Source organism: Pectobacterium sp. 1950-15 (genome assembly GCF_037136835.1).
In the GTDB taxonomy this organism is placed as follows: Bacteria; Pseudomonadota; Gammaproteobacteria; order Enterobacterales; family Enterobacteriaceae; genus Pectobacterium.
The window spans coordinates 192,031-210,454 of the sequence record NZ_JBBBQR010000008.1 but is presented as its reverse complement, the minus strand read 5'-3'; the positions used below and the strand labels follow the sequence as shown (position 1 = coordinate 210,454).

15 protein-coding genes are annotated in these 18,424 nt (G+C 53.0%); 8 read left to right on the top strand and 7 right to left on the bottom strand.

Annotation, left to right across the window (positions count from 1 at the left end; all coding sequences use genetic code 11):
* Nucleotides 1-444 precede the first annotated feature (444 nt).
* Both pelC and pelZ read left to right on the top strand, forming a co-directional pair.
* Entirely contained in the window at nucleotides 445-1,569 is a 1,125-nt protein-coding gene (gene pelC / locus WCT94_RS11525) for a pectate lyase PelC (protein WP_336869672.1), read from the top strand.
* Nucleotides 1,570-1,738: 169 nt separating this feature from the next.
* On the top strand, nucleotides 1,739-3,016 hold the full coding sequence (gene pelZ / locus WCT94_RS11520) for a pectate lyase PelZ (protein ID WP_336869671.1): 1,278 nt from the start codon (nucleotides 1,739-1,741) through the stop codon (nucleotides 3,014-3,016).
* 229 nt (nucleotides 3,017-3,245) lie between these two features.
* Here pelZ and ppiA read toward each other — a convergent pair whose 3' ends face one another.
* The 7 genes from ppiA to WCT94_RS11485 all read right to left on the bottom strand — a co-directional run bounded on the left by ppiA (nucleotide 3,246) and on the right by WCT94_RS11485 (nucleotide 10,660).
* On the bottom strand, nucleotides 3,246-3,818 hold the full coding sequence (gene ppiA / locus WCT94_RS11515) for a peptidylprolyl isomerase A (RefSeq protein WP_336869670.1): 573 nt from the start codon (nucleotides 3,816-3,818) through the stop codon (nucleotides 3,246-3,248).
* Between the two features lie 206 nt (nucleotides 3,819-4,024).
* Nucleotides 4,025-4,801 (bottom strand): ABC transporter ATP-binding protein, encoded by a 777-nt coding sequence (locus WCT94_RS11510; protein WP_319850000.1) that lies wholly within the window; start codon nucleotides 4,799-4,801, stop codon nucleotides 4,025-4,027.
* A 44-nt stretch (nucleotides 4,802-4,845) separates the two neighbouring features.
* Nucleotides 4,846-5,733 (bottom strand): ABC transporter ATP-binding protein, encoded by an 888-nt coding sequence (locus WCT94_RS11505; protein ID WP_431891480.1) that lies wholly within the window; start codon nucleotides 5,731-5,733, stop codon nucleotides 4,846-4,848.
* Nucleotides 5,705-6,586, bottom strand: a complete 882-nt coding sequence (locus WCT94_RS11500; RefSeq protein ID WP_336869686.1) for an ABC transporter permease — start codon at nucleotides 6,584-6,586, stop codon at nucleotides 5,705-5,707. Before WCT94_RS11500 ends, WCT94_RS11505 begins: the two co-directional genes overlap by 29 nt.
* 38 nt (nucleotides 6,587-6,624) lie before the next feature.
* Nucleotides 6,625-7,665: an ABC transporter permease gene (locus WCT94_RS11495; RefSeq protein ID WP_336869669.1), complete on the bottom strand. Its 1,041-nt coding sequence runs from the start codon at nucleotides 7,663-7,665 to the stop codon at nucleotides 6,625-6,627.
* Nucleotides 7,666-7,797: 132 nt separating this feature from the next.
* Nucleotides 7,798-9,408: an ABC transporter substrate-binding protein gene (locus tag WCT94_RS11490; protein ID WP_039288682.1), complete on the bottom strand. Its 1,611-nt coding sequence runs from the start codon at nucleotides 9,406-9,408 to the stop codon at nucleotides 7,798-7,800.
* A 97-nt stretch (nucleotides 9,409-9,505) separates the two neighbouring features.
* On the bottom strand, nucleotides 9,506-10,660 hold the full coding sequence (locus tag WCT94_RS11485; protein WP_180743243.1) for a mandelate racemase family protein: 1,155 nt from the start codon (nucleotides 10,658-10,660) through the stop codon (nucleotides 9,506-9,508).
* A gap of 635 nt (nucleotides 10,661-11,295) precedes the next feature.
* Here WCT94_RS11485 and nirB point away from each other — a divergent pair.
* The 6 genes from nirB to WCT94_RS11455 all read left to right on the top strand — a co-directional run bounded on the left by nirB (nucleotide 11,296) and on the right by WCT94_RS11455 (nucleotide 18,373).
* On the top strand, nucleotides 11,296-13,848 hold the full coding sequence (gene nirB / locus WCT94_RS11480) for a nitrite reductase large subunit NirB (RefSeq protein WP_336869668.1): 2,553 nt from the start codon (nucleotides 11,296-11,298) through the stop codon (nucleotides 13,846-13,848).
* Nucleotides 13,845-14,213 (top strand): nitrite reductase small subunit NirD, encoded by a 369-nt coding sequence (nirD, locus tag WCT94_RS11475; protein WP_336869667.1) that lies wholly within the window; start codon nucleotides 13,845-13,847, stop codon nucleotides 14,211-14,213. Before nirB ends, nirD begins: the two co-directional genes overlap by 4 nt.
* A gap of 80 nt (nucleotides 14,214-14,293) precedes the next feature.
* A complete protein-coding gene (gene cysG, locus WCT94_RS11470; protein WP_336869666.1) occupies nucleotides 14,294-15,673 on the top strand; it encodes a siroheme synthase CysG in 1,380 nt (459 codons plus the stop codon).
* Between the two features lie 488 nt (nucleotides 15,674-16,161).
* Entirely contained in the window at nucleotides 16,162-16,878 is a 717-nt protein-coding gene (locus tag WCT94_RS11465) for an ABC transporter permease (RefSeq protein ID WP_336869665.1), read from the top strand.
* Nucleotides 16,878-17,612, top strand: coding sequence for an ABC transporter permease (locus tag WCT94_RS11460; protein WP_336869664.1), 735 nt, complete (start codon nucleotides 16,878-16,880; stop codon nucleotides 17,610-17,612). The genes WCT94_RS11465 and WCT94_RS11460 overlap by 1 nt, the downstream gene beginning before the upstream one ends.
* Nucleotides 17,609-18,373 carry an ABC transporter ATP-binding protein gene (locus tag WCT94_RS11455; protein WP_015841973.1) on the top strand — a complete coding sequence of 255 codons (765 nt, stop codon included), beginning with the start codon at nucleotides 17,609-17,611 and terminating at the stop codon, nucleotides 18,371-18,373. Before WCT94_RS11460 ends, WCT94_RS11455 begins: the two co-directional genes overlap by 4 nt.
* The last annotated feature ends 51 nt before the right edge of the window (nucleotides 18,374-18,424 follow it).

Here is an 18,424-nt window from a genome sequence, read left to right as displayed (position 1 = left end):
AAAATAATAGTGAGTCATCAACACGGGATTAATTAATAATTTGATCGGCATCAACTATTTTTAACACGACCATCTCAATGAAGAAATTTTACTTATTTGTTGATATCGCTCACAGTTATCACCTCTATCAAAACCTCTCTATCACAAAAGAATAAAACGAAATATAATTTTATTTTTCATAAAAACACTTCACGTAATGATTTTAGAAAAAATGAAAAAAATATTACCATTTAAAATAGGAACTTATTAATCACCAATATTGCCGATGTTATTCACTCGATATATTTAATATCTAAATATTGAATTATTTTATTTTTATGGTAACACTTAATTGGGACTTCAATAAACCTTGATTTCATTTTTATTGAAACAACCCAATAATATAATCTGGGTTATGTGGATCATTTATACCCAAAAAAATTCAATTCCAAGGAGAGTACCTGAATGAAATACCTACTGCCTTCTGCAGCCGCTGGGCTGTTATTACTTGCGGCCCAACCGACGATGGCGGCAAATACGGGGGGTTATGCCACCACTGACGGTGGTGACGTTGCCGGTGCCGTGAAAAAGACAGCACGTTCCATGCAAGACATTATCGATATCATCGAAGAAGCGAAGCTGGATTCCAAAGGTAAGAAAGTCAAAGGGGGCGCTTACCCGCTCGTCATCACCTATAACGGTAACGAAGATGCGCTGATTAAAGCCGCAGAGAACGATATCTGCGGTCAGTGGAAGAAAGACGCACGCGGTGTGGAAATCAAAGAGTTTACCAAAGGGATTACCATCATCGGAACCAACGGTTCTTCCGCCAACTTCGGGATCTGGCTGACGAAATCATCCGATGTTGTCATCCGTAATATGCGTTTTGGCTACATGCCGGGCGGTGCGCAGGACGGCGATGCGATTCGTATCGATAACACGCCGAACGTCTGGATTGACCACAACGAAATCTTCGCGAAAAACTTTGAATGCGCAGGCACAAAAGACGGTGACACCACATTCGAATCCGCGATTGATATCAAGAAAGCCTCAACCAATGTGACGGTGTCGTACAACTACATTCACGGCATCAAAAAAGTGGGTCTGAGCGGCTTCAGCAGCAGCGATACGGGCCGTGACCTGACTTACCATCACAACATTTACGACGACGTTAACGCTCGCCTCCCACTGCAACGTGGCGGTAAAGTTCACGCCTACAACAACCTGTATACCGGCATCACCAGTTCTGGCCTGAACGTGCGCCAGAATGGAATTGCGCTGATCGAACGTAACTGGTTCGAAAATGCGAAAAACCCGGTGACCTCACGCTACGACGGTTCCAACTTCGGTACCTGGGATCTGCGTAATAACAACGTTATGAGCCCGTCTGACTTCGCTAAATACAACATCACCTGGGATAAAGATGCCAAGCCCTACGTGAATGCTGAAGACTGGAAGAGCACAGGCACGTTCCCTTCTCTTCCTTACAGCTACTCTACCGTTTCACCACAGTGCGTGAAGGATAAACTGGCGAACTATGCTGGCGTGGGCAAAAACCTTGCCGTCCTGACGGCAGCAAGCTGTAACTAATTGCTAAGTGTAAAGCGTAAATAAGCGAACTTCAGGTTCCGCCCCTCATTGTCCTGTGCTAGTAGGAGCCTGCAAGTAAGTTTAACGCCCGTCAGTTTATCGTTCGGGCCGCACTTGAGCGAGCTCTTAGGGCTCGCTCATTTTTATCGTTAATGTTCAAGGAAATGAAATGAAACGTTCTCTTCTGTTCGCCGCACTGTTCAGCACTGGATTAGTATTCAGTGTCGGCATACCGATGGCTAGCGCCGCCACACCGGCAGCACCAGAGTTGAAAGGATTCGGAACCGATACCGTCGCAGGCAGCGGTGGGCGTATTATTCGCGTCACAACGCTGGCCTCTTCCGGAGCCGGTTCACTTCGGGAAGCGCTGGCCGCCAAAGGGCCGCGCATTATTGTTTTTGAGGTTGGCGGTATTATCGACCTGAATAAAAGTGACCTCCGGTTAACGGAGCCGTTTGTCACCATTGCGGGTCAGACCGCTCCTTCTCCCGGCATTACCATCATTCGTGGCGGAATGGGAATTAGCACGCATGATGTGCTCATGCAGCATATCCGTTTTCGCATCGGCGATGCCGGTACGGGTAAAAAAAGCGGCTTTGAACGCGATGTTTCAATCAACGGTAAAGATGCCTACAACGTCGTAATCGACCACTCCAGTTTCGCCTGGGGGACAGACGAAAACTTGTCTATCTCTGGCCCACGCTATGACGGCCCACAGGGAACCGCACACCGCATCACGCTCTCAAATAATATTGTTGCTGAAGGCTTATACGACTCAGCTCATACCAAAGGCATTCACTCGATGGGCACGCTGGTTCACGATAACGTGACTGATGTGTCAATCATTGGCAGCCTGTATGCGCACAACAACGAGCGCAACGCCTGGTTCAAGGCGGGTTCAACGGGTGTCATGGTCAATAACCTGATCTACAACCCTGGCATTTGGGGCGTTCGCGTTGGTGGCGTCAAAGGCGAGTGGGAAGGGAAAACCATGCCTGCTAGCCCACGCGTCTCCGTTGCAGGCAACGTGATGCATTACGGCGCGAATACCAAAGCAGGCTTAGGGCTGGTAGGAAGCAACAGCTCCGGCGATGTCTGGATGTCAGATAACCTTGCTTACGATGCCAAGGGAAAAGCCGCGCCGCAAACCTCAGGCAGCGGGATTAATTTACTCAAAGTCTCCCCGATTTGGCCTTCAGGCTTAACCGCAGCACCTGCCAGCGCCGTCACCAATCAGGTACTACAAAGCGCAGGCGCACGACCGAAAGATCGTGATGCCGTCGATAAACGTATCGTAGAGAATTTCAAACAGCGGACAGGTGGCTTCGTGAACAGCCAGGAAGAGGTTGGCGGCTATCCTGTTGCCACAGCCACCTACCGTCAGTTGAACGTGCCGAGCACCGGCGTGGATGCCTGGCTACAGCAGATGGCTAAAGCGCTGGAATAATGCGGTAGTCGAGACGTTAATAACGTCTATCTACGCAGTAAAACGGTGGTAATGGAATAGAAGAGTAAAGCGTTTGCGCCATGGATGGCGCAAGCCGAGCGTACAGGGAAGTATTTACAGCGTCTTTACGATCTATCCATTACTACCGCTTGCTAGCTTTGTCAAAAACGCAAAGGCCACATTAGTGGCCTTTGCGTTTTCTCGGTTCTTTGCTTATCTATCGTGCCAATCAGGGCAGCACTTTCGCGGACTGAATCACGATAGGCGTGGTCGGCACATTCTGGTAAGGCCCGACATTTTTCGTTTGTACCTGAGAGATCTTATCCACGACATCCATGCCTTTCACCACTTTACCGAACACGGCGTAGCCAAAATCACGCTGGCCATGATCGAGGAACGCATTGTCCGCGACGTTGATAAAGAACTGGCTGGTCGCGCTATCTTTTTCTGCGGTACGCGCCATCGCGATCGTACCACGCTGGTTACGCAGGCCGTTGTCAGCTTCATTCTTGATCGGCGCATTCGTCGCTTTTTGGTTCATTTCGCCAGAAAAGCCGCCGCCCTGCACCATAAAACCAGGGATCACACGGTGAAATGTCGTCCCGTTATAAAAGCCATTGTTAACGTACTCGACGAAATTTTTTACCGAAACTGGTGCTTTTTGATTATCTAAAGACAGTTCGATATTGCCCGCGGACGTCGTCAACAGCACACGCGTGCTGGCGTCGGAAGCCGCAAAAGCGGGAGAAAATGCCGTCAGTGAAATAAGGGCTGCCGCGGCAACCAGAGTACGTTTGAACATGAGAATTCCTTTTTGAAGAGGCCGACTACAGAAAGCGTAATGATTGTAAGTATCCACACCCTTCAACGCTACCCATTTACCTTTTTTTACGTATAAAAGTCTGTTCGTAACCAACTGTTAGCGGAAACCTGCATACAAAATAAAAAAAGGGCCGGTTGCTCGGCCCTCATGATGATTATCGCGCAGCGTACCTAGTCCATCCGTATCTAGCCCATACGCTCCGAGCGTATCGCCAGATCGCGACTGTACTGACGGCTGGCATCCACCAGCATCGAGGTATACGCATCCTTCGGCACATCGCTGGTCAGGTCGTCGGTTTCCAGCGTCTCCAGTATCTTGCCGTACTGCATCACCGCCACTTTATGACACAGATGAGAAATCACCCCCAAATCATGCGTCACCATCAGGTAGGTTAGCTTTTCCTGCTGCTGTAACTCCATAAGCAGGTTGAGAATTTCCGCCTGCACCGACACATCCAGCGCCGACGTCGGCTCATCCAGCAGCAGCACCCTTGGCTCCAGAATCAACGCGCGGGCAATCGCCACACGCTGGCGCTGCCCACCGGAAAGCTGGTGCGGGTAGCGGCGACGGAAGTTCGTTCCCAGCCCCACCTTCTCCAGCAAGCTATCGATACGATCGTCACGATCGTCAAAGCGATGGATCGACAGCGGTTCTTCCAGAATGGACTCCACCGTATGACGGGGATGCAGCGATCCGTACGGATCCTGAAACACCATCTGCACCTGGCGGCAGCGCGCCTGATCGATCCGGTGTGCCAGTTTCTTCCCGCCAATCAGCAGCGTGCCTTCCCAATGGTTAAACAGCCCGGCCAAACACTTCAGCACCGTGGTTTTGCCAGAGCCCGACTCCCCCACCAGACCAAAGATATCGCCATCGTTGACGGTGAGGTTCACATCGTACAACACCTGATTCTTCGCGCTGCCATGACCAAAAGAGAGATTCAGGTTATTCACTTCGATCATCGGCTTACGCTGACTCATTGCTTCAGTTGCCATGATTATCCCCTTTATCCGTTGATCCAGGCGGGATCGCGATTCATCACCGGCAAACGCGGACGGCGATGATCGATATCCGGCAGTGAATTCAGCAACCCGCGCGTGTACGGATGCTGCGCGTTGTCGAGATCGGCGGCGGCGATAGACTCCACGACGCGCCCGGCATACATCACCAGCACACGATCGCAGAAGCTGCGTACCAGATTGATGTCGTGACTAATGAAAATCAGCCCCAGACCGCGCTCACTCACCAAATCGTCCAACATCGCCAGCACCTGCAAGCGTACAGACACGTCCAGCGCCGAGGTCGGTTCATCGGCAATCACGATTTCAGGTTCGGTAATCAGCATCATCGCAATCATGATGCGCTGCCCCTGCCCGCCCGAGATTTCATGAGGGTACAGATTGTAGACGCGCTCTGGCTGGCGAATACGCACCACATCCAGCATCGCCATGACCTTTGCCTTCGCCTCGCGGTGCGACACTTTATGGTGCGCCAGATACGCCTCGGCAATCTGATCGCCAACGCACACCACTGGGTTAAGCGAATATTTAGGGTCCTGCATAATCATGGAGATACGCTTGCCGCGAATCTGACGCATCCGCGCCTCATCCGCTTTCAGCAGGTCGGTATCGCCAAAGCGCAGTTTGTCTGCCGTAATCCGTGCGCTGTGCGGATGCAGTTGCAGCAGCGCACGACCGACCGTCGATTTACCGGAGCCAGATTCGCCGACAATGGCCAGCTTTTCACAGCCAAGCCGGAAGGAGACGCCGCGCACGGCGTCAGTCACCGTCCCGCGATTCACGAAACTCACCCGAAGATTTTCCACTTCCATCAGGGGCGAGCTTCCCGGCGCACGTTGAGAAAACTTATTCAGTTCTGGGATCGAGGATGTCACGTAGGCCGTCTCCAAGGAAGTTGAACGCCAGGCTGTTAATCAAAATCGCCAGCCCCGGAATAGTTACTAACCACCAGCACTCCATCATGTAACGACGACCCGCAGAGATCATCGCGCCCCATTCAGGATCGGGCGGCTGTGCACCCAACCCCAGAAAGCCCAGACCCGCCGCAGTCAGAATGATGCCGGCCATATTCATGGTAATACGGATAATCACCGACGGCAGACACAGCGGCACAATGTGGTGCAGCAGGATGCGGATAGAGGAGGCCCCTTGCAGCTTCACGGCAGAAACAAAGTCCGCGTGACGCAGCGACAGCGTCTCCGCCCTTGCCAGACGGGCAATCGGCGGCCAGGCCGTCAGCGTAATCGCGATCACCACATGCTCCAGACCTGGGCCAAGCGCCGCAACGAACGCCAGCGCCAACACCAGACTAGGGAACGAAATGAAGATATCGGTAATACGCATCAGGATGGTATCGACGATACCGCCGTAATACCCAGCCACCACGCCCAGCGCCAGCCCGATAGGCCCAACGGTGACGGACACCAGCGCAACGATATACAGCGTGATGCGTGAACCATAGACCAGACGACTAAACACATCGCGCCCAAACTCATCGGTGCCAAAGTAATGCGCCGCACTCGGGGCCTGTAGCGCGTTAGCCAAATCCTGTACCAGCGGATCGTGCGTGGCAATCCACGGGGCGAAAATGGCGACCAGAACCAACATCAGCACAATCGCAGAACCAATCGCGGTCAGCGGATTGCGCATCATCGTCAAGAGAAACCCGCCGATTCGCGCACCGCGTAGCCGCAAACGGCTCACGCGTTTTTCCGGCGGTGTTCGCATTACCGATTCGCGAGTGACCGGCGGCTCAGAGGAAATATTCATGCGTTCGTCCTCGGATCAAAGATTTGATACAACATGTCCGACAGCAGGTTAAGCGTCACGAAGATCAACCCGACCAGCAGCACACAGCCCATCACCGCGTTCATATCCCCCAGCAGCAGGCTGCCTGTCAGATAGGAACCAAAGCCCGGCCATGAGAAGACCGTTTCGATCAGTACCGCCCCTTCCAGCAGCGAGCCATACGCCAGCGCCACCACTGTCAGAAGCTGAACCAGAATATTGCGAAACGCGTGCGCCCAGACGACACGGAACTCAGACAGCCCTTTCACTCGCGCAGTAATGATGTATTCCTGCGAAAGCTGCGCCAGCATGAAGCTGCGCGTCATACGGCTGATATAGGCCAACGAGTGGAAACCGAGAATCGTGGCCGGCAACACCAGATGGTTCAGCGCGCTGCGGAACACATCCCACTCACCCGCCAGTAACGAATCCACCAGCAGCAGACCGGTACGGTTTTCCACCAGACCGTCATAGGCCATATCAACCCGCCCTGCTCCGCCAACCCAGTTCAGCCAGGCATAGAACACCAGCAGGCCCATCATCCCGACCCAGAATATCGGTGTGGAATAACCAGCCAGGCTGATAAAACGCACCACATAATCCGCCCACTTGCCACGTCGCGCCGCAGCCAGCACGCCTAGCGGCACCCCCAGACCGGCACCGACGATAATCGCCATCGTCGCCAGCTCAACGGTTGCCGGGAAGACGCGGATAATGTCATCCATAACCGGTCGTCCGGTCAGGAGCGCATTGCCCAGATCCCCATGTATCAGCGAATTAAAGTAAATAAAGAACTGCACATACAGTGGCTTATCCAACCCCAGCTGTTGGTAAACCTGTTGATAGGTACTTTGGTCGGCATCCTGTCCGACAATAGCCAGGACTGGATCGATTGGCATCACGCGGCCGATCACGAAAGTCAGGATTAATAATCCGAACAGTGTGACGATCACCTGAAACAGACGCTTTGCCAAACGACGCAGTACTCCACCCGGCTTGATCCAATCAGAGAAAACCATGTTCTTTCTCCTGATATCCCGGCTAGCGGCGACAGCAAATCACCACTCACGCGGTCATCTCTTTTTAGCGTATCTGATCGGGATGATTAGCCGGAAACGTGTCGGCTAATCATCCGGTTTAACGTGTGGACACTAGCGCTGCTTATACACCTCGCGCAGATGCGTCGTAGAAGACGGATGTGGCACATAGCCTTTCACGTCTTTACGCAACACCACAGAATCGATCATCTGCGACACCGGAATAATGGCCGGGAACAGTTCTTCATAACGATTCTGCACGTTGATATACATCTGCTTTTGTTTCTGAGGATCTTTCTCCAACAGCGCCTGATCGATCATGTCGTTCAGCGGTTTGTCGTAGAAAGAGGTGCGCCAGCCCTGGAAGTTGGTCAGTTTGGCTTCGTCGCTATTATCCGGGTTATAGACAACAGAACGCAGGCTGGAGTGAGGATGCGGATCGACGCCGCCACCGCCGCGGCCAACCAGCATGTCAAAGTTACGATCGCGCATCGCGCCGTAAACCTGATTACCGGTGCCGGAGATGATTTTGGCTTTGATGCCCGCCTGTGCCAGCGTGGACTGTACCGATGTCGCCAGATTCAGGAACGGCTGATCGGACAGAACACGCAGCGTGGTTTCAAATCCATTTGGGTAGCCCGCTTCGGCCAGCAGCGCTTTGGCGCGCGGCACGTCAAGCTTGTAGCCCGGATCCGGCAACGTCGCATCCATCCCTTTCTGGATGGGGCGCTGATGATAGAAACCGTAGCCTGGCATCACTGTTTTATTGACGCCATCGTAATCAATCAGGTAGCGAACCGCTTCGCGCACTTTCGGTTTAGCGAAGTATTCATTCTTCAGGCTCATTGCAACGTAGTACAGCGTGCCTTTTTGCACCTCATCAACCACAACGTCTTTATCTTGTTTCAGCGCATTGATATCCGGCACCGACATCCCAGATGCCACGTCAATGTCGCCTTTTTCAATCATCAGGCGCAGCGCCTGTGACTCGGTCATGTGGCGGAAAATCACGCGCCGCATTTTCGCGTCGCCCTGCCAGTTGTTCTCAACCTTGCTGATGCGCAGCACGTCTTTCGCCTGCCACACGTCCAGCTTGAACGGGCCAGAACCGGCTTCGTTCGTGGTCAGCCAGCCGTTGCCCCAGTCACCGTTTTTCTCATGCTGCATCACCGTTTTGCTATCCAGCACCGATCCGCTACCCAGCGTCGCCAGCGAGTAGAGCACCAGTTTGGGGTCGTTCGGTTTTGGCAATTCGATTTCAACGGTGTGGGCGTCTTTAGCGCGGATCATTTTCTCCACGTTTTCCGCGGTGAAGCCGTAGGATTTCCACGTTGTGGCCTGCGCCATGTTGAGGTTAAGCAGACGCTTCATCGACCAGGCGAAGTCTTGCGCCGTGACGGGGTTACCGGAGTGGAATTTGGCGTTATCCACCAGATTGAAGGTAATGACCTTACCGTCATCACTGACGCTCCAGCTTTTCGCCAGAGAAGGCTGAATGTTACTCAGGTTGGCGGGATCCAGCACCACCAGCGAGTCATAGAGGTTGACGATAATGCCCACCACCTCGTTACCAGTCATGGCGGCCGGATCGAGTGAGAGCATGTTGTTCATGTTCATCCCCACGATCAGCTGATCGTCAGGGGTTTTTGCCGATAGAATGGCCGGCGTAGCGGCCATGCAGAGTGAACCTAACAGCAGGGTACGGAGTATTGCTCGTGCTTTCATCATTATTCTCCAGGTGTGGGAGCATGGAAGACGACAACTTTTTATTTTTTAGGTAAGGCTATCTTTCAGATCGAACAAAAAACCATTCATACAAAAGTTATTCTTTACTCAGGGTATGCTCCTCAATCCAGTCAAAATTGATATCTTCTCCCAGCCCCGGACGTTGCGGCAGATGCACAAAGCCCTCGTCATCCATCGGGTCGACAATCGAATTCAGATACGCTGCGGGTTCGTCGTAATCGAGGAAAGGATGCAGCAGACCGCGCTCATACCAGCGGCAGTTTTTGATCGCCCCAACGACGTTGAGGTTTGGCGCGCCGTTACCGTGAACTTCGCAATCCATACCGAAGGATTCCGCCAGACTCGCGACCTTCATACACGGCCAGAGACCGCCCACGCCTTGCACGCCCGCGCGTAAAATGTCGCATGCGCCTTCTTTAACCCAGTCAGCACGGCTGAAGTATTTTCCTGACAGACTTTCCGGCCCGATGACATCGATATCCAGGCTCTTGGTCAGCCAGCTGTAGGACGCCATACTCTGTTCTTCCATCGGTTCTTCAAACCACGTGAAATCGAGCTTTTGCAATTCACGACCGATATACAGCGCATCGCTGCGGCTGTACCAGTGGTAGCCATCCAGCATCAGGCAGATGTCCGGGCCAACGGCTTCACGTACTGCGGCACAGGCTTTCACGTCAATCTTCGGGCTGGGTGCGAACGATACTGGCGGCATCCAGGTGTGCAACTTGATGGCTTTATAGCCGCGCTGCACCAGCTTTTCGGCGAACTGGCCGTATTCCTCTGGCGTCGATAAGCCACCTTCCAGCTCATCACCGCACATGGTGCTGCCGTAGGCCGGGACTTTTTCACGATAGCCACCGAGCAGTTTATGCACCGGCATATTCAGTACACGGCCTTGCAGATCCCACAGTGCGGATTCCACAATCGACAGCGCGCGATCGGTCAGTTGGTTGGCGCTACCGCGTTGCCAATGCACCAGATCCTGCCAGAGGCGTTCACGGTCGAATGGGTTCTGCCCAATCAGCACTTTGCGGAAGAAAGCGTTAACAATATGAGGACGAATCACTTCCGGCGGAGCGAAAGCGTAACCTTTTTGGCCATCATCTGCCGTGATGGTTAACAGCGCCATCTTGGCCTGATTTTCAGGTCCCGGGTGTGAATGACCCGCACTGTCGGAAACCCGGCGTGTGGGATAAGTGAAGACGGTGACATCAATTGATTCTATTTTCACGTTGTTACCTGCCTTGATGTTTAACACAACTCATGTACAAGATTTGCGAATGTAAGCCATATAAATAATTAAAGAATAACGCGACTAACTGTGTCGGGACGAGTAGATAAAAAGCGCCTATCTCTCTGGTACGACCTTATAAGTCGATCAACGTCACAGAATAGAAATAGCGTGCTAATTAAAAAAAAATGGCGTTTTATTTTCAATTATTAAGGTTGTTACGCCGTTAGTCATTAGGCAATTTCTTCCATATGACGAAATTATGTCGCCGATAATTGTGCAATCGCACATAAAGCTGTGAGCACTATCACCAGAAAATTTCATATCCTTATTAAACAAATGGATAATCCCTTAGTTTTATTTTTAAGCGCTCGGATGTGTGAATGATTGACGAGGGGGACGATTACTCTGATACCGGATTGGCCGCTAACCAGTCGGCTTCTGACCAAAAGCGTGCTATAGATCCCATTTTTGCCAGTCACGAAAACTCCAACAAAAACCAAGACTTAATAAAAAATAAGTAAAATCATCAACATACCCACAAAGAAGTATATAAAAGACAACTTGATATACATCAATAAGCAGCCTTTGTAGCGCGATAAGGTAGCCTCAGAAGAAGCAAATTTGAGGCAAAAATGAACAAAGTCAGACTCGCTGTTATCGGTAACGGGATGGTCGGCCACCGTTTTATCGAAGAGTTGCTGGATAAGGCCCCGACGTCCACCTACGAGATTACCGTTTTTTGTGAAGAACCCCGCGTCGCCTACGATCGTGTCCACCTCTCTTCTTACTTCGCGCACCACACGGTAGAAGAGCTTTCCTTAGTACGCGAAGGCTATTACGAAAAAAATGGCGTTAACGTCCTGCTCGGTGAACGCGCCATCACCATCAACCGCAGTGAAAAAGCCATTCACTCCAATTCCGGTCGTACCGTGTATTACGACAAACTCATCATGGCAACCGGCTCCTACCCCTGGATTCCTGCCATTAAAGGCTCAAACGGGCAAGACTGTTTTGTCTACCGCACCATTGAAGATCTGAACGCCATCGAAAACTGCGCCCGCCGCAGCAAACGCGGCGCGGTGATCGGCGGGGGTCTGTTAGGTCTGGAAGCGGCAGGCGCACTGAAACACCTCGGCGTGGAAACGCACGTCATTGAGTTCGCGCCCGTGCTCATGGCCGAACAGCTGGATGCACAGGGCGGCACCCTGCTGCAACGCAAGATTGAAAACATGGGTGTGCGCGTGCATACCAGCAAGAATACGCAGGCCATCCAGCATTCTGGTCTGGAAAGCCGCAAGACAATGGTGTTTGCCGATGGCAGTACGCTGGAAGTCGACTTTATCGTGTTCTCTACCGGTATTCGCGCGCAGGACAAACTGGCGCGCCAGTGTGCGCTGGAAATTGGCCCACGCGGCGGTATCGCTATTAACGACTGGTGCCAGACTTCCGATCCAGATGTCTACGCCATTGGCGAATGTGCCGCCTGGCAGGGTAGACCATTCGGCCTGGTCGCGCCCGGCTACAAGATGGCGCAGGTTGCCGTCGACCACCTGTTAGGGCATGAAAACCGCTTCCAAGGTGCTGATATGAGCGCCAAGCTGAAGCTGATGGGTGTCGATGTCGGCGGGATTGGTGATGCACACGGCCATACGCCGGGCTCCCGCAGCTACATGTGGCTGGATGAAAACAAAGAAACCTACAAACGTTTGATCGTCAGCGCCGACAATAAAACGCTGCTCGGTGCCGTACTGGTCGGCGACACGCGGGATTATGGCAACCTGCTGCAATTCATGCTGAACAAAATCCCGCTGCCGGATTCCCCCGAAGCGCTGATTCTTCCTGCGTCCGCTGGCAGTGCGAAACCGACGCTGGGAGTCGATTCTCTGCCAGAAAGCGCCCAAATCTGCTCCTGCTTCGACGTCTCCAAAGGCGACATCATCAAAGCGATTAACGGCGGCTGTCACACCGTTGCGGCCATTAAGGAAACCACCAAAGCCGGTACTGGCTGCGGCGGCTGTATCCCGCTGATCACGCAGGTGTTGAACGCGGAACTCAGCAAACAGGGGATTGAAGTCAATAATCACCTGTGCGAACACTTCGCCTATTCGCGCCAGGAGCTGTACCACCTGATCCAAATCGAGAAAATCAAAACGTTCGATCAACTGCTGGAGAAACACGGCTCAGGCTACGGCTGCGAGGTCTGTAAACCGACCGTGGCGTCGCTGCTGGCTTCCTGCTGGAATGAATACGTGCTCAAACCACAGCACACGCCGCTACAGGATTCCAACGATAACTTCCTCGGCAACATCCAAAAAGACGGCACGTACTCCGTGATCCCACGCTCCGCAGGCGGGGAAATCACACCGGATGGTCTGATCGCCATCGGTCGCATCGCGAAGCAATATAACCTGTACACCAAAATGACCGGTTCCCAGCGCATGGCGCTATTTGGCGTGCAGAAAGACGATCTGCCGGACGTATGGGCTCAGCTCATCGAAGCCGGATTTGAAACCGGCCACGCTTACGCCAAAGCGTTGCGTATGGCAAAAACCTGCGTCGGCAGCACCTGGTGCCGCTTTGGCGTCGGCGACAGCGTAGGCTTTGGCGTCGAGCTGGAAAACCGCTACAAAGGCATCCGCACCCCACACAAAATGAAATTTGGCGTCTCCGGCTGTACGCGGGAATGTGCAGAAGCACAGGGTAAGGACGTGGGGATTATCGCCACCGAAAAAGGCTGGAACCTCTATGTATGCGGCAACGGCGGGATGAAACCGCGCCACGCTGACCTGCTGGAAGCCGATTTAGATCGCGACACCTTAATCCGCTATCTGGACCGCTTCATGATGTTCTATATCCGCACGGCCGATAAGCTCCAGCGTACTTCCGTCTGGCTGGATAACCTTGAAGGCGGCATCGACTATCTGCGCAACGTGATTGTGAAAGACAAACTGGGCATTAACGATCAACTTGAAGCCGATATCGCACGGCTGCGCGAAGGCTATGTCTGTGAATGGCAGGCGACGCTGGAATCCCCGGAAGCACAGAAACGTTTTACCCACTTCATTAACAGCCCGGAACGTGACCCGAACGTGCAAATGGTCAGTGAACGTCAACAACATCGTCCGGCACGCCCTGCAGAGCGTATTCCGGTGAAACAAATTGAACTGGAGGGGGAAAACGCATGAGTCAGTGGACTACGGTATGTAAGTTAGACGACATTCTGCCCGGCACCGGCGTTTGCGCACTCGTCGAACAGCAGCAGGTCGCCGTGTTCCGGCCTCGTAACGACGAGCAGGTTTACGCCATCAGCAATATCGATCCGTTCGCGCAGGCTAGCGTATTAAGCCGTGGCATACTGGCCGAACATCATGAGGAGCTTTGGGTAGCAAGCCCATTGAAAAAACAGCATTTCCGCCTTTATGATGGCTTCTGCCTGGAGGATGGAGCCTATTCTGTTGCAGCTTACGATACTCAGGTAACCAACGGTAATGTGCAAATATCCATCGCAGAGCGTGATATTGCGGTTGATAATAGCCAACCATTACCTTAATTAAATGGTCGATGCCCTGTGGCCGCAGGGCACAACCCTATTTGATTTTTCAAGATAACCTGAGTTTCAAGAGGCGTTAAATGGATTACCTGCCAATATTCTGTCAGTTGCACGATAAACCTTGTCTATTGGTAGGGGGTGGTGAAATCGCCGAGCGCAAAGCCCGGCTATTGCTGGACGCTGGCGCAATCATTACCGTCAACGCGCTCGATTTTAACGATCAATTTCGGGCCTGGGAGCAGGATGCGCAATTAACGCTGGTACACGGCACGTTCGATCCTACGCTGCTGGACGAGGTATGGCTGGTGATTGCCGCCACTGACGATCAGGACGTCAATAATCAAGTCTATGCCAGCGCCAGCGAGCGTCGGATTTTCTGCAATGTCGTCGATTCGCCAGAGCGCGCCAGCTTCATTATGCCGTCGATCATTGACCGTTCGCCGCTCATGGTCGCCGTATCTTCTGGTGGTGCCGCACCGGTATTGGCACGACTGCTGCGGGAAAAGCTGGAAAGTATTCTGCCGCAAAATCTCGGTAAACTGGCGACATTAGCAGGCGAACTGCGCAGCCGGGTGAAAAGCCGATTCCGCAATATGAGCGCACGTCGTCGCTTCTGGGAAAAACTCTTCGTCCACGATCGGCTGGCGCAGGCGCTGGCCAATGACAATAGCCAACGTGTTCAACAGCTGACAGAACTGCTCTTTTCCGCCCCGCTGGATGATCGAGGTGAAGTAACCCTGGTCGGTGCGGGACCGGGCGACGCGGGATTACTGACGTTGAAAGGCCTACAGCATCTACAACAGGCCGATATCGTCGTTTACGATCGGCTGGTCTCGAAAGAGATCCTCGATCTGTCACGCCGCGACGCCGAGCGCATCTTCGTGGGTAAAGCATCTGGCTATCACAGCGTTCCTCAGGAGCAAATCAATCAACTGTTGGAAGAAAAGGCGCGGGCTGGCCATCGCGTCGTCCGACTGAAAGGCGGCGACCCCTTTATTTTCGGTCGCGGTGCCGAAGAACTGGAGCATCTGCAACAGGCAGGCGTGCCGTTCTCTGTCGTGCCCGGAATTACCGCCGCGTCGGGCTGTTCAGCCTACAGCGGTATCCCGCTCACCCATCGCGATCGCTCGCAGGGCGTCAGACTGATTACCGGACATGTTAAGCACGACACCGATCTCGACTGGTCCAGTCTCGCCGCGGAGAAACAGACGCTGGTGTTTTATATGGGGCTGCAACAGGCCGAGTACATTCAAAGCAAGCTGATCGAACAACAGCTACCGGAAACCGTGCCCGTCGCGATTATCGAAAACGGCACCTCAACCAAACAGCGCGTTCTGACTGGACAGCTCTCCCAACTGAGTGAATTAGCACAACAGGCCAGCAGCCCAAGTTTGATCATCATCGGCAACGTCGTCGGACTACGGGAAAAATTGAGCTGGTTCTCTGACCAGACAGCATAATTCTCTCCCTACCTCTCTGCTTACCCGCTATCCGTTCTACCGGATAGCGGTTATGCACCATCATAATGCAACGCCCCATCAAATAGCATAACAATGCACTATTTTGAACATACTCCCTTACAAAATGTCACTTTAATGCTTTACCGCAGGCCATATCTGCCTTATTTTGACTAAAACAAAACCCATTAATAAGCAGACTATATGAATAAATAATCAATAATAGTTTACGTAAAACGTGGCCCGACTATTGCTTAGCTTTCTAATAGATTCGCGGCACGACCTCTGAATCGTTCATATCGAACCGATTTCATCGTCAAGCCATCGTGGTTTATCGAAATTAGTGCCTCATCGCATGAGTACATATCGAAGGGTGATACATCGCGTCATGACGTATTTCTGCTCTCGTTCCTGAACGGAGTATGTAGTCCTCTCATCACAAAAAACAGTTCTGCTTAGCAGAACAATAAGTAAGCAGTTTGGAGTCACTTGTGGAAGATATTACCTTCTGGCAACTCATCAGTTTTGGTGAACAGGGCTGGGGAAAATTATTACTGATTGGGGCAGGAATGACGCTCGCACTGGCGATCTGCGGTTTTCTGCTGGGAGCTGTGATCGGCACGATTGGCGCCTGGTCCAAAATTTGCGGCAATCGCCCCGTGCGCTATCTGGCCGATGGGTATACCACCATCACCCGAGGCATACCAGACCTGCTCATCATCTACCTGCTTTATTTCGGCGGCAGCTCCGCGTTAACGCTGCTGGCGAAACTGTTTGGCAGCAACGAATTCCTGGGCTTCCCAGGCTTCCTCGCGGGTGTCTTCGCCGTCGGTATTTCCTCCGGCGCACAGCAGACGGAAGTTTATCGCGGCGCGTTCTACGCCGTGTCCAAAGGGGAAATTGAAGCCGCCAAAGCCTGCGGTATGCCCACGATGCTACGCTTGCGCCGCATCATCGTCCCGCTTCTGCTGCGCCACGCCATCCCCGCACTTGGCAACGTATGGCAACTGGTGCTGAAAACCTCTGCGCTGGTTTCCGTTACCGGTGTCGCCGAGCTGATGACACAGTCGCAAACTGGTGCCGGCTCTACTGGCAAACCGTTTGATTTCTTCATGGCTGCCGCACTGCTGTATCTGCTTATTTCGATCGGTTCCGGCTGGATTATGCGCCGTGCCGAGTCTCATTATTCCCGGGGTGTGAAACGCTGATGGATTTTCCTTTTCTGTACGACACGTTTCTGGAGATTATTCCCGGTATTCCGCTGACCCTGCAACTGGCGGTCAGCTCCGTTTTTCTGGGCTTCTTTCTGGCGTTAGGGCTGGCATTGATGCAGCTGTCATCCTTTGCCGTGCTGCGCTCGATTTCACGAACCTACGTGCTGTTTTTCCGCGGTACGCCGCTGCTGGTGCAGCTGTTCCTGATTTACTACGGACTGGGGCAATTTCAATGGATTCGCGAGAGCATATTGTGGCCGTTCCTGCGGGAACCTCACTGGTGCGCCCTGCTGTCGCTCAGCCTGTGTACCGGCGCCTATGCCTGCGAGATTATCCGTGGCGGATTGCAGTCCGTTCCGGTAGGCCAGATAGAATCCGCACGCGCCTGCGGCATGCCCTCTTTCATGATCTTCAAGCGGATCGTGTTCCCGCTGGCGATCCGTCAGGCGCTCCCCGCTTACGGCAACGAGCTGATCTCGATGGTGAAATCGACCTCGCTGGCTTCCATCATCACGCTGATGGAAATCACCGGAATCGCCGCACGCCTCATCGCAGAAACTTACCGTGCGCTCGAAGTCTTTATGGTCGCCGGTGCCATTTATCTGTTTATTAACCTTATTCTGACACGTTTGCTGATGTGGACAGAATTTACGCTTACCCCTCATCTCCGTGCGCCGGGTGCGCAGCCGGCAGCGAAAAAAATTAAGAAATTGGGAGACCTGCAATGACGACACCCGCCATTAGCCTGCGCAACATTCACAAAAGTTTCGGTTCTCTGGACGTCCTGAAAGGGATCTCCATTGAAGCCAATCAGGGGGAAGTCATCTCTATTCTGGGATCGTCCGGTTCAGGCAAATCGACGCTGCTGCGCTGTAGCAATCTGCTGGAGCTTCCCGATCAGGGCGAGATTCTCGTCGGCGGGGAAGCGATTGAAATGAAGCCGAACCGAAAAGGGCAGAACCGCCCGTCGAACCCTAAACAGATCGACAGAATTCGTACGCAATTGGGTATGGTGTTCCAGAATTTTAACCTCTGGTCACATAAGACCGTGCTGGAAAACATCATCGAAGCGCCCGTGCATGTCTTAAAGCGTCCACAGGCAGAGTGTGTGGAACACGCCGAGCAGCTGTTAGAGAAAGTCGGTCTGGCCGATAAGCGCCACTACTATCCTGCGCACTTGTCCGGCGGACAGCAGCAGCGCGCCGCGATCGCCCGTGCGCTCGCGATGGAACCCAAAGTGATGCTGTTCGATGAACCGACTTCCGCGCTCGACCCGGAGCTGGTTGGCGAAGTGCTGCGCGTGATGCGCACGCTGGCGGACGAAGGGATGACCATGCTGGTCGTGACCCACGAAATGGATTTTGCCCGCGAAGTCTCAAACCGCATCGTCTTCCTCCATCAGGGGGAAATTGAAGAACAGGGAACGCCGGAGCAGGTTTTCACCGCCAGCCAGTCGGCTCGTTTCCGGCAATTTATTGCCAGTTGGTAAACACAGCCCCGCTAGCTTCATGTGCGGATTTATCTCTCTGCCGCGTGATGA

What these genes read in the sequence shown, in the direction of transcription:
- pelC (WP_336869672.1), top strand. Translation starts at nt 445, where the DNA reads ATGAAATACCTACTGCCTTCTGCAGCCGCTGGGCTGTTATTACTTGCG.
- pelZ (WP_336869671.1), top strand. Translation starts at nt 1,739, where the DNA reads ATGAAACGTTCTCTTCTGTTCGCCGCACTGTTCAGCACTGGATTAGTA.
- ppiA (WP_336869670.1), bottom strand. Translation starts at nt 3,818, where the DNA reads ATGTTCAAACGTACTCTGGTTGCCGCGGCAGCCCTTATTTCACTGACG.
- WCT94_RS11510 (WP_319850000.1), bottom strand. Translation starts at nt 4,801, where the DNA reads ATGATCGAAGTGAATAACCTGAATCTCTCTTTTGGTCATGGCAGCGCG.
- WCT94_RS11500 (WP_336869686.1), bottom strand. Translation starts at nt 6,586, where the DNA reads ATGCGAACACCGCCGGAAAAACGCGTGAGCCGTTTGCGGCTACGCGGT.
- WCT94_RS11495 (WP_336869669.1), bottom strand. Translation starts at nt 7,665, where the DNA reads ATGGTTTTCTCTGATTGGATCAAGCCGGGTGGAGTACTGCGTCGTTTG.
- WCT94_RS11490 (WP_039288682.1), bottom strand. Translation starts at nt 9,408, where the DNA reads ATGAAAGCACGAGCAATACTCCGTACCCTGCTGTTAGGTTCACTCTGC.
- nirB (WP_336869668.1), top strand. Translation starts at nt 11,296, where the DNA reads ATGAACAAAGTCAGACTCGCTGTTATCGGTAACGGGATGGTCGGCCAC.
- nirD (WP_336869667.1), top strand. Translation starts at nt 13,845, where the DNA reads ATGAGTCAGTGGACTACGGTATGTAAGTTAGACGACATTCTGCCCGGC.
- cysG (WP_336869666.1), top strand. Translation starts at nt 14,294, where the DNA reads ATGGATTACCTGCCAATATTCTGTCAGTTGCACGATAAACCTTGTCTA.
- WCT94_RS11460 (WP_336869664.1), top strand. Translation starts at nt 16,878, where the DNA reads ATGGATTTTCCTTTTCTGTACGACACGTTTCTGGAGATTATTCCCGGT.
- WCT94_RS11455 (WP_015841973.1), top strand. Translation starts at nt 17,609, where the DNA reads ATGACGACACCCGCCATTAGCCTGCGCAACATTCACAAAAGTTTCGGT.